Origin of the sequence: Flexistipes sp. (assembly GCF_036172515.1) — a bacterium.
Taxonomy (GTDB): domain Bacteria; phylum Chrysiogenota; class Deferribacteres; order Deferribacterales; family Flexistipitaceae; genus Flexistipes.
Map to the genome: position 1 here is coordinate 24,940 of NZ_JAXKVW010000018.1, position 12,260 is coordinate 37,199.

Sequence of the window (12,260 nt, forward strand, 5' to 3'; positions counted from 1 at the left end):
AGGACTTTTTGATATGTACAGAAAAATACTTTTGGTTCTTGCTGTTTGTTTTGCCTTTTATTACACAGGTTGCTCAAATAGCTCTGACAGTGGTTCTAACAATGTTGATGAACAGGTTCAGATATCCGGTAAAGTGATTGATGGGTATGTTAGTAATGCAGAGGTGAAGGTTTATTCAGACAGTAGTTTTGAAAATGTAATAGGAAGCGGCACAACTGATACAGATGGAGATTTTTCAATTAATGTGAATTCTGATGATATGCCTTCACAAATTTATTTGAAATCTTTTGGCGGAATAGATAATGATACCGGCTTGGTAGCACCAACAATGGTGTTTATCGGTGAATTAAATGATAATAATTCTTATAATATCTCCCCTTTGACAAATGAAATATTCAAAGAATTTGCGTTTAAAGATACCGGTCTCGATATTACCCAAGCGGCTGGAAATTTTGCAAATCTTATAGGAATGGGAGATAATGTAAGTGGGTTATATTCCGACCCGGTTTCAGATCCAGAGTTAATGGAAAAATTAAATAAAATCTTGTTTTCAGGGACACTGCTTTCCAGCTTACCCCCTGGGGAATATAGAGCAATAGGTTTGGGTGTTTGTGATAATACCACCGGCCAGGCGGGAATAAATATCGGGGACAGCGGATATTCAAATCTTTGGGACAATTTAACAGATTTAGGTCTAATGTATGATAATTTAACTGTTGATAAACAAGGAAAGCTTTTGTATAGGGATACGTCTGTCGGTCTTATAAATGGCGGAACTATGATGTTCGACTCCTTTTCTGTTACAGGTGTTATGAATCTGGAAGCATTTGGCGGCGGGTTCGGGCTTGTTGTTAACCATGGAAGCATTTTTGACGACGGGTCAAATATATGTCTTGCTGTTACAAGTATGCTGCCGTCAAACTTTCAAACTTCACAAAAATTAATGGAGAAAGTGCAGAACTATTATTCAGGTGAAAAAAGGTTTATATTTTCTGATGTTTTCGGTGATGGAAATGATATTGGATATGGCAGCCTTAATATTAAAGAAATTCTTGATAACGGCACAATAAATGCAGATAACATGACTATTAGTCTTGCTTCAGGAGGGGGAGTTATAAACCCTACTTTTAAGAGGGGGCAGATACTTCCGGCGGGCAACGGTGTCTTAAGTAATGTTGCCATGTTTGAGTTTAGTGAATCAGATAACGTAGATATATATTTGCTGCAACATATAGGTACCAGAGCCGGTATTTCTATTATAATTGATAACGGTACGGTTGAGACTGTTGGAACTGCATATATGTCTGACAATGAGTCTTTTGTAAATATGGAAGCCGGTGATTACCAGGCTACATTTGCTGATCTTGACTTAAGCAATGGTACAATCGAACCCTATACAGATAATATAACAGTTTATGATAATGGTACTGTTAAAATAGATTCTGGTGATACGCTTTATTTAAACGGTGACTTTATCGGATTTGCTTATGATACAGGACACGGTATTTATGAGATGTTTGAAAGTGGAGCCGGTCAGGGCTGGGAAGTGGACAATAGCACCGGCGAAAAATATATAGGTCTTACTGTGGGATATTTTAGGAAGGACGGCGAAAATGTTCCTGATTTTAATGGAAAATTGAATTTGGCTGTTAGAAGAATTTTGGATATAAAAGATAACGGCACTGTTAGTCTGATTACCACTCTGCCTTTTGAAAGGGGAAGCATGGTGGTAGATGGCAATAAAGCATATACTTCGATAACATATTTAGATCCGGCTACAAATGAAGAAAGAACGGTAACCCCGACTTTTGATGTGGATAAATCTAAGGGTTTGTATCGTATATACGGTTATGATGCCGAAGATAATGACAATGTCAGTATTTACTGGCCGGTGGGTGGTAATAAAGCACTATTCAGAGTAGATTATGATGGTGGAGTTGAAGTAGGAGAAGCGTATATAACTTATTAGCAGATAAATTAATCAACTAAAAGTTTGGCGGGATAAAATATCCCGCCTTTTTAAATTACCATCTATCTAAAACTTTCTTTAGAGATTCCTTATTTTTAATCTAAAAACGTGACTTAAATCTGAAAATATTAGCAACCTCCCAAAATTTTTGCACTTGTGCTACTTGACAATAGTTTATCTAAATATCGGGATTTTCACGCATGAAGATATCTCAACATTAAGCACAGTTGTATATTTATTCGTTATGCCGTTTCATATGGCAGAGATTTCTCACTTTGTTCGAAAGAATGCCTGCGGCTAGCACCAGTCTTTTAGACTGGTAAATATGTTTACATTCTATTTATCCGCCCAAGGCGGATGTTAGACAACAATTTATGTCATCCCGAGCGAAGCCGAGGGATCTCTATCTATGTACTAACAATATCTGCGTATTGTCTTAGCTCTAAAAAATGGGAGGACGCCAAGAAAATATATTGACAATATATAGCATGCTATGTATTGTGCGGCTTTTGGAGATTATGATGTTTAACCCTAAGAAACGTTCGATCTGCTATAAATTGCATTTTGTCACCAGAACCGGTTTTATGGAACTCAACAGATTGATTGAGCCTTATGGGATTACTCAGGGACAATTTATTGTGCTTACTTTCCTGTGGGAAAATAACGGGTTGAGCCAAAAGGAGCTTTGTGAGCGGGTTAGAGTTGAACAGCCTACTTTGGCAAACACCCTCAAAAGAATGGAGAGAGACGGCTTGGTTTACAGAAACCGGGATAAAGAAGATAAAAGATATTGTAAATATTATCTTACCGATAGGGGTGAAAAATTAGGTCGTGAAATGGATATCAATTTAGAGACCATTCAGGATAATATTTTGGAAACTTTGACAAAGAGTGAGCGGGAACTTTTTAACGAATTTCTCGACAGAATAATTGATAATATCAGCGAAAAGGAGTGAATTATGAAAAAGTACGATGTTGTGGTAATAGGCTCCGGTCCCGGAGGACTTGAGGCTGCGCTTAATCTGAAAGCACAGGGAAAATCTGTATGTGTGGTGGCTCTCAGCAGACAGCATTTCGGAGGTGTATGTCTTAATAGTGGATGTATGCCCACAAAAGGGTACTTAAAAACTGCTGCAATTTATAGGAATGCCCATACAGCCGGTGAGTTCGGTCTTGATATTAAACCGGGTGATATTGATTTGAATAAGATTAAATCTTCCGTTTATGAGACAGTCAATATGCTTTCTGAAGGCATGGGCAGTATGATGGATGGCTCAGGACTTGATTTTTCATTTGGTAAAGGCAGTTTGAAAAGCGAAAAAGAAGTATTTGTGGATAGAGGCAATGGAGAAACGGAAACCTTAGAAGCAGATTATATTATTATTGCCACAGGTTCCACCTCTGCACGGCTTCCTTTTGCCGATTTTGACGGCACATATATTTTAAATAGTGATCAGCTACTGCTGAATACCGATCTCCCGGAGAGAATGTTAGTTATCGGTGGCGGAGCTATTGGATGTGAGTTTGCAACCCTTTACAGCAGTTTCGGTACAAAGATAAAAATCGTTGAGGCGATGGACAGCTTACTACCCTGTGAAGACAAAGATGTTACAGATGCACTGAAGGAAAATCTTAAAAGTAAAGGCGTGAGCGTGGAAACCGGGACTATGTTGGAATCTTTGGATGTGGAAGATGGAATTGTTAAAGCCAAGTATAAAGATGCTGAGCTTGTGGAAAAATTTGACAAAGTATTAATCAGCACGGGAAGAATACCTCTTACTGCAGAAGTGAATCTGGATGCAGCCGGCATTCAAACAGACAAAAACTTCATAGTAGTGGATGAATATTTGAGGACTACCTGTGAAAACATTTATGCTGTGGGCGATGTTATAGGCGGTAACATGTATGCACACTCTGCTAGTTATGAGGGAAGGGTGGCTGCTAACAATATTTTAAATCCCCGCAGTGAAAAACTGGATGAGAGGGCTGTTCCGCGTGTTGTTTTTACTGATCCTGAAATCGGCTCAACGGGAATAGTAAAAGAGGATGAACATGTAAAAGAGCTCTATGTGCCTGGTATAATGAAAGGAAGACCTGTGGTTGAAAGATCTGAAGTGGGGGTAATGAAAATTTTTGTTTATAAAGATTCTGATACTGTAGCAGGTGCAACTTTTTATGGGAAGCATGCCACAGAAAACATCCATCAGATGGTGACGGCTGTTCAGAACAGGCTTAATGTTAAAGATATAGCTGCTACTATGTTTGCCCACCCAACATATGCAGAGCCTTTGGCCGACCTTGCTTCAACAGGTATAGATACTTAACAGTTTTGCGGGGTAAGACCTTTGAATAATTTGTTTTTCCATGTTTTAGGAAGTGGGTAGCACCAGCCGGAGGCTGGTAAATATATTGTGTATCACAAATTTATCGGTCTTCGACCGATGCTAGTGGGATACATTACTTTAGTCCCGCAGGCCTGTGAATACTGAATTTCAAAAGAACGCTTGCCCGGCTAAAGCCGCGCTTCCTGAGTTATTCAAAGGTCTTGGGGTGGAGCATCTGTATTCTCTGCCCCGTAATTTTTACAATTTTTCAGTTTTTCCCTTCAAAATTACACCCACTGGCTCAAAAAACTATTCAGGCAATGCTGCAGGTGAGCTGTGCAAAATGATGTCTTTGTTTTTTTCTGCAAAATACTGCAGTGACCAGTTGTTTCTGAATAGTATTACCATTCGTCCGCAGTCATCCTCTCCATAAGCTGAATCATAGGAGATCACTTTTTTCACTGTTTCTTCTGAGACAGAAGGATCCACCCAGCGTAGAGCTGTCCACGGTTTTACATCAAGCGTTGTTTCCACTCCGTATTCATTTTTCATCCGGTACTGTAAAACGTCAAATTGAAGTGTTCCAACTGCTCCCAGCAACGGAATCGGACTTTGTTCCTGCGCCGGCCAGAAAGACTGTACAATATCCTCAGCCAGGAGATGATCCAGCCCTTTACGAAATGCTTTTTGAGCAGAAGGGGAATGATTAACAAGATAAGCGAAACATTCCGGAGCAAACCGTGGTATTTCATTAAATGCCAAACCCTTTTTTGTGCTTAAGGTGTCACCGATACGCAAATCAGCATTTGTTATACAGCTGATAACATCACCGGCATATGCTTCATCCAGCGTCTCTCTTTGCTGTCCAAAAAGATTATGTGTGTTGGAAAGGCGGACATTTCTTTCTGTCCGGCTATTTGTTACCATCATATCCCTTTCAAATTTTCCGGAACAAACCCTGATAAATACCATTCTATCCCGGTGTTTGGGGTTCATGTTGGTTTGAATTTTAAATACAAAACCGGAAAAGAACGGGCCTTCCAGCGGGACAGTTTCACCACCGGCTTTTCGGGGAGCAGGAGGTTGGGAGAATTCCAAAAATCTTTCCAACAACAGCTCTATACCAAAATTATTTGTGGCACTGCCGAAAAACACCGGCGTCATCTGCCCTTCGTGAACTGCTTCAAGGTCGAATTTTTCATGGGCAATATCCAGCATTTCCAGCTCTTCCAGAATTTCAGAATATGCATCTTCAGAAATCACATCCTTAACCTGCTTATCAGTAAGATCTCTGACAGATACCGGCGCCCTGTATGCCCCTCCCGGAGTCTTCTCAAACAGATGTACCTCGCTTTTCAAACGGTCATATACACCTTTGAAAAAGGGCCCGCTTTCCAAAGGCCAGTTTATAGGATATGCATGAATATTTAATACACTTTCCAGTTGATCAATCAACTCCAGGGGTGATTTTGCCGGCCGGTCCATTTTGTTCATAAAAGTAAAAATTGGGACACCGCGCTGACGGCAAACCTCAAAAAGCTTTAACGTTTGAGATTCAATACCTTTACCTGCGTCAATAACCATGACCACCGCATCCACTGCCATCAGCACACGGTAAGTATCCTCTGAAAAATCTTTGTGACCCGGTGTATCCAGCAGATTGAAGCGATATCCGTTATATTCAAACTGCAAAACTGTTGAAGAAACTGAGATTCCACGCTTTTTTTCCAATTCCATCCAGTCAGAAGACGTTTCCCTCTGTTTTTTCTTGGCTGTCACTGAGCCTGCCAAATCCAGCGCTCCACCATACAACAGTAACTTTTCCGTTAATGTGGTTTTTCCGGCATCCGGGTGGGATATAATAGCAAAAGTCCTTCGTCTGTTAATTTCGGACTTCATAACATTTGATTCATTCATGACAACAACCTTTAAAATTAATAATTATTTTCAAAAATAGAGGCGGATTCTAAGAAAGTTCGGAAGATTATGCAAGGGATTTGTTTTTTCTTCTTATAATAATAAAGTAAATAAATTCTTTATCTATTACTTTATTCTTTCTGTTGAAATATTTTTGGCATATGCTAACATTGGTTATAGGAGGTGAATTTTATGTCCAAAATACCAGAAGGTTGTGCAAGACCTATCGGAAAAGTTTTTGGAAACAGCGACAAGGAAGAGAATAGGGAAACTGTCCAGAAGGAGGAAAATGTTATGGAAACAGTAAGAGTTGGTAAAAAAGCTCCGGATTTTGAAGCTCCTGTTTATTTTAAAGGCAAGTTTGATACAGTAAAATTGAGTGATTATGCAGGAAAGTGGCTTCTCCTTTGCTTTTATCCGGGAGATTTTACTTTTGTCTGACCGACAGAACTGTCTGCAGTTGCAGACAAATTTGATGAATTACAAAAGCTGGGGGTTGAAGTTCTGACAGCTAGTGTAGACAGTATTTTTGTTCACAAAATTTGGGATGAGGAAGAGTTATCACATATGATAGAAGGTGATATCCCATTTCCTATGATTTCTGACGCTGGTGGTCACTTGGGACGCATTTATGGCGTTTATGATGAGGAAGCAGGTGTGGATGTGAGAGGAAGATTCATCATTGATCCTGATGGGGTAATTCAGGCTATGGAAGTTCTTACTCCACCGGTGGGTAGAAAAATAGATGAAACAATAAGGCAGATTCATGCCTTTCAGAAAGTTAGAGAGAGCAAAGGTGCAGAAGCTTGTCCTGCAGGCTGGAATCCGGGAGAAGCTACGCTAAAGCCAGGTCCGGATCTTGTCGGTAAGGTTTATAAAGTTTGGAAAGTAAATAAGTGAATTTATTTTATGCCGGAAGTTTGAAAAATAGCTTCCGGCATACTTTTTATGAACAATAGCACTAACCACCAGAATGAATAATGCTTTGTTACAAATCATTATAAGGTATGTATTGTTTTTCTGTTCCCATTTATCCATAAATTTTCGAACCAGCCTGGTTTTACCAATCAGCCTTTTTTCTGTTACTACAGCCAGTTGGGAATTTTAAAGTATAATTTACTTGTCACCTTTTTTCACCAATAATATTTTTGAATATTAAAACATGTATCTGTTATAATTGGTTGTAAAATGTGAGACCGCAAAAAGGGAGTAGTTATGAAGAAATCTGCTGGTTTAATCTTAAGTTTTTTATTTTTAATATTATTAACCTTTTCAGTGCAGGCTCAAATTAGAGTTGGAGAGTTTCCCCAAAAGGTAGGGAATCAAGCATTATTTACCTGTCCTCACTCTCTACCCATTCTCCTTTAATTGTTCAATCATAATTTGCATGTCCCTTTTTGTCTCTTCAAGATTTTGCATTGACACTCTGACTATCCTTAAATACTTTACTTATAAGGTAGTTTGAGGAGTTGTTTAGCAAGCCAAAAAAAACAATTTTTATCACTCAGAAAACTAATAACTCCGGTTGATTTTTTTTGGCTTTTGACAAATTTTTGGTAAATGCTTTTTGATTTTTACTCCTGATGTGAAAGTTCAAGCTTGATTAATCAGTTTTTCTCGCACTTTGCGGCAAAACTAATATAAGGAGAATTTATATGTTGTTTCGCAGGATTGACCATGTGGAAATTGTACCCTCTAATATGGAGCGTACACTGCAATTTTATCAAGGGATACTGGGCTTTGAAACTTGGCTCAGACAGTCGGTAAATGTACCGCCCCTGCAAGAGATCATTTATTTGAAACTTTCAGATACCATGTTGGAGCTTTTATCTGTGGAAGATCCGGACGATCCTTCTGCTAGTAAATGGCAGGTGGGATACAGGATGATGGCTTTGGAAGTGGACGACATGGACGAGGCGGTAAACTATCTGCAAAATCAGGGAATTGAAATTACTTGGGGCCCGGTTGATATGGGAAAAACAAAAAGAGCGGAAATCCGGGATCCGGATGGCTTGGGCATAGAACTGCGGGAATTGTCCAGATAAAAAAGCTGAACTGCATTGAGAGAAGTGGAGATAAAGTGAACGGAAATCCTTGTATTATCTGGTTTCAATTCCTTATAGGTAAAGTAAAAATTCAACAGCGCCGCCGATTATTGAATATTTCGGTTCAAGAGAGCCAGGTGTCCATTATGGATTGAGCCACCCTTCCGAAACTGAGAGCCAATTGATTCCGGAAGGGGAGCTAATATCAGGTGTGAATTTCTCCCAACGTCTTATTACAATCTTTTCTTGCAGATATCGGGATTTCCTGTTTTTCTTTCTCTTTATTGATATTTGCCCCGAAAAAATGTATCCAAAATCACGGGAAAACAGTAAAAAATTCCACAACTTGTTTCAAGCTTGACCCTTAAGATAGTAAGTGATATTTAATTGCTAAGAAAAATAGCGACAAAGAAGGTTAGTATGAAAATCGCAGCGTTACAGGGCAGTGCCAGAAAAAATGGAAACACAGCAAAAGTGCTGGCTTGGGTTCAGAGTGAACTGGAATCTTTGGGGCACAGTGTTGACAATATTTATTTGAGTTCAAAAAATCTGAATGGATGTCTTGCATGTAAAAAATGTAAGGAAAAGAGTAGTGAGATAGGCTGTGTTCAAAATGATGATGTAATTCCTATTTTAGAGAAAATGCTTGATTCCGACTTGGTGGTTTATGCATCCCCAATATATTTTTGGGGTTTTTCGGCGCAAATAAAAAATGTAATTGACAGAACTTACAGTTTGTATGCCAATTATCACCAGCCTGGTCATATCTCTTTGTTAGAAGGAAAAAGTACAGCTCTTTTGGTAACCGGAGCAGGGCCTTATGAAAACAATGCCGAAGGAATGATTGATGCGTTCAGGCGTATGCAAAAACCTCACAAATCTATCAGCGCAGGTGAATTGTATATCGGTCGCTGCACCACTCCCGAAGCTCTTGGCAAAGATATTAAACAGCAGAGCATTGACTTTGCCCAAAAAATTGCCGGTTAGCCAGTATTACCTTACACTTCGTAAGTGTAAGTGATGGTATTACACTCTGGTATTTAAACAGGCTAAAATCAAATAAATTGATTTATAGGAAATAATTTACCTGCCTCCATTTTTCCCTTCAACTATTTCTTCATATTTGGATGGATGTTATAAATCATGCAGTGAATAAATACGATACTCCACTTTATAATCATTGAATTTTCTGATAATTTTTTGTGATTTTTCTTTTAATTCATCCAAAGAAGCTTTCTTTGAGTCCAGCTTAACTTCTGCAAAAAAAAGCAGCTTCTCATAATCATTGACTCCAACAATATCAATCTCGTTTTTATTTCCTTTTTCCCAATAATTTCCGATGATATTAAAGTTTCTTTCCATAGTCAGCTTGGCTCTGAAATATTTCTCCAAAATTTTACCTGCATACGAATTAAAGTCACGTCTGACAACATCTTTTAAGTATTCATAATTACCTATTTCCACTGCACTGTTGTATTTGTAGATAAAGCGAAACCAAAAGCTCAAAAAATTATCTTCAATTGCATACTTTTGAACTCTGCTGTTAGGTTTGCTAAAAACCGGCTTTATCTTTTTAATAATACAAAAATCTTTCTCAAGGCGCTGTAGAAAACCGCCCACATCTTTTTCCAGAATACTCTCTATTTCACTGCGGCTGGTTTTAGATGAAGCTATCAAAGACAGTATGGAGAAATAAGTAGTATACTCTTTTCCAAATTCTTCTATTAAAGTGGTTTTACCTTCTTCAACGAAAAAAGAGTTCTCCCGGAAAATTTCATTGATAATTGCATCAAAACTAAATATTTTCCTGTCAACAAAATATTCAACGTACTTAGGAACACCGCCGGTAATAGCGTAAAAGGCAAAAAAATCAAAGTTATCAGTTTTATCTACATTGCTCGAATAAATATCCTTAAGTGTTTTTATGTCAAAAGGGGTTAGATTAATTTTTAAAGATGCTCTGCCAAACAGTGGCTCTTTGGAATTTTCAAAAATATCTTTCATCATAGAATAAACGGAGCCGGAAAAAATCAGTTGCAATGATGCAGAATCTTTGTACATATCCCAAAGTTTTTGAATTTCACTATACACAGATGGATTTATGTATTTGAATTCCTGAATTTCATCAAAAACTATTACAAAGTTTTTATCCTTAAAATTCTCCAGCAGAAATTCAAAAAAATCATGAAACCTTTCTATTTTTCCGAAAAATTTTACATTCGTTTGTTTTTGAACAATATCGACAAACTCCTCACACAAAAGATGCTCATCTTTCCTTGAAACAACAAAATAAATAGCACTTTTATCTTCCACGAATTTTTGAATCAGTCTGGTTTTACCAACCCGCCTTCTTCCTGTTATTACAGCCATTTGGGAATTTACAGCAGATAGTCTGTATGAATTATTTAAGTCTGATAGCTCTGATTTTCTACCATAAAACCGCACAATCCATCTCCGTAATGTTTGTTACTGTAATATATGTTACAGTAATAAAGCAAAAATATCAAGGCATTTTCCAAAGTAACCATTCTCACACTTACGAAGTGTGGGTGTGGATTCATAAGTTTTAAAACAGCAGCAGTATTGCTTAACTAACTTCATTTGATTTTTTCTTTCGAATTTCCCAATATTAAACAGAATTCAATCGTTGTATCGAATAAAGTTGATATGGCAAATCTATAGGGACTTTGTGTGCCTTACGTTCCTTCTTGCTTATTTTATCATCAAACGTTTTATATGCATATTCTATAAAACCTTTGGAGCCTATCACAAGCGTATCTGTGAAATATCTCACCTTGTGATGCCAGATATTTACCGCCGCATCTGCTTCATCACTTATTCTACCTTTCTCTTTACCCTTCTCTGTCTTTTTCTTAAGTTTGCCTACTCCATAAACAAACGACACATAATCATTAAAACTATCAGTCTCTGTACCTTCAAAACTTAATAAATCATCGGAAGGTTTCGCTAGCCCATGGGAAAAACTGCACCATCTGTATTCTTCAGGTTTTCTGCAAATCTTTGCACGCACAGGGTTTAAATCAATGTAGGCAAGCATATTCAAAAGACTTTCCCCGCTTTCCACCAGTACACTCTTAAATCTGTCTCCCCAGAAATAACCCTTTCGGTTGTTCTTTTTGTTGTACCATCTGGAAAACGTCATTTTTATCGATTTTACATACTCAGATATGTCAGTCAGCTTCTCTTTATATTTTATTATTTCAGATTCCGTGATTTCATCCGGTATATTTTTATTGTGGCGGGATAATCGTTCTTTAAGTTCTTCATTATCGATATCTTCCACTGATGAAGTTTTTACGAGAAGATGAAAGTGGTTGTCCATTATACAATAGCCAATGACACTTACAAAATACAGAGAACTGAACTGTTTTATCACAGACAAAAGCTTTTCTTTTTCAACATCACCTAATAAAAACTCTCCGCCCACTGTCCGGGAAATCACATGATAATATCCAATATCACCGTTAATTTTGAACCGTTTTGTCCTTGCCATATCAACTCCTCAAATGCTTCAACCATACCAATATATTTTCTTCTTACTTGTATTTCTTTCCATTTAACTACCTTTCCTATCGTCCCAACTCAATCAACCGTCATTTACTTCCACATTCACGCTCACGTTTTCTAAAGCCATCACTTAAATCTTAGCACTTATTGCTACCATGTCAAGTATTATTTACCTGTCCCCATTTCCTTCTTCCGAAAAATTTTACATTCGTTTGTTTTTGAACAATATCGACAAACTCTTCACACAAAAGATGCTCATCCTTCCTTGAAACAACAAAATAAATAGCATTTTTATCTTCCACGAATTTTTGAATCAGTCTGGTTTTACCAACCCGCCTTCTTCCCGTTATTACAGCTGCATATTCCGGCTTGATAGAGCCAGGTGTCCGTTATGAACTGAGCCACCCTTCCGGAACTGAGAGCCAGTCAATTCCAGAAGGAGAGCCAGCATTAAATTAAAATTTCCAGGCTTTTAAT

General features: G+C 38.0%; 10 protein-coding genes. 6 read left to right on the top strand and 4 right to left on the bottom strand.

Translation table 11 applies throughout. The features are described 5' to 3' along the window. The first annotated feature begins 13 nt into the window (after positions 1–13). From UMU13_RS10475 to UMU13_RS10485, 3 genes are all read left to right on the top strand, one after another. Positions 14–1,969: a hypothetical protein gene (locus tag UMU13_RS10475; RefSeq protein ID WP_328218988.1), complete on the top strand. Its 1,956-nt coding sequence runs from the start codon at positions 14–16 to the stop codon at positions 1,967–1,969. A gap of 500 nt (positions 1,970–2,469) precedes the next feature. Further along, positions 2,470–2,925, top strand: coding sequence for a MarR family winged helix-turn-helix transcriptional regulator (locus UMU13_RS10480; protein WP_328218990.1), 456 nt, complete (start codon positions 2,470–2,472; stop codon positions 2,923–2,925). Positions 2,926–2,928: 3 nt separating this feature from the next. Next, on the top strand, positions 2,929–4,293 hold the full coding sequence (locus tag UMU13_RS10485; RefSeq protein ID WP_328218991.1) for a dihydrolipoyl dehydrogenase family protein: 1,365 nt from the start codon (positions 2,929–2,931) through the stop codon (positions 4,291–4,293). Between the two features lie 309 nt (positions 4,294–4,602). Here the strand turns inward: UMU13_RS10485 and UMU13_RS10490 are convergent, their stop codons facing one another. Continuing rightward, positions 4,603–6,210 carry a peptide chain release factor 3 gene (locus tag UMU13_RS10490; RefSeq protein WP_328218992.1) on the bottom strand — a complete coding sequence of 536 codons (1,608 nt, stop codon included), beginning with the start codon at positions 6,208–6,210 and terminating at the stop codon, positions 4,603–4,605. A gap of 192 nt (positions 6,211–6,402) precedes the next feature. Between UMU13_RS10490 and prxU the strand changes: the two genes are divergently transcribed. The 3 genes from prxU to UMU13_RS10505 all read left to right on the top strand — a co-directional run bounded on the left by prxU (position 6,403) and on the right by UMU13_RS10505 (position 9,242). Next, entirely contained in the window at positions 6,403–7,110 is a 708-nt protein-coding gene (prxU, locus tag UMU13_RS10495) for a thioredoxin-dependent peroxiredoxin (protein WP_328218993.1), read from the top strand. Positions 7,111–7,865: 755 nt separating this feature from the next. Further along, positions 7,866–8,255 carry a VOC family protein gene (locus UMU13_RS10500; protein WP_328218994.1) on the top strand — a complete coding sequence of 130 codons (390 nt, stop codon included), beginning with the start codon at positions 7,866–7,868 and terminating at the stop codon, positions 8,253–8,255. Positions 8,256–8,675: 420 nt separating this feature from the next. After that, positions 8,676–9,242: a flavodoxin family protein gene (locus tag UMU13_RS10505; protein WP_328218995.1), complete on the top strand. Its 567-nt coding sequence runs from the start codon at positions 8,676–8,678 to the stop codon at positions 9,240–9,242. 147 nt (positions 9,243–9,389) lie between these two features. On the opposite strand, the gene UMU13_RS10510 is transcribed toward UMU13_RS10505, so the two are convergent. The 3 genes from UMU13_RS10510 to UMU13_RS10520 form a co-directional block, all read right to left on the bottom strand. After that, on the bottom strand, positions 9,390–10,700 hold the full coding sequence (locus tag UMU13_RS10510; RefSeq protein WP_328218996.1) for an ATP-binding protein: 1,311 nt from the start codon (positions 10,698–10,700) through the stop codon (positions 9,390–9,392). Positions 10,701–10,884: 184 nt separating this feature from the next. Next, positions 10,885–11,769, bottom strand: a complete 885-nt coding sequence (locus UMU13_RS10515) for a transposase (RefSeq protein WP_328218998.1) — start codon at positions 11,767–11,769, stop codon at positions 10,885–10,887. Between the two features lie 172 nt (positions 11,770–11,941). Further along, complete coding sequence (locus tag UMU13_RS10520; protein ID WP_328219000.1) at positions 11,942–12,085, bottom strand: hypothetical protein; 144 nt, start codon at positions 12,083–12,085, stop codon at positions 11,942–11,944. Positions 12,086–12,260 lie beyond the last annotated feature (175 nt).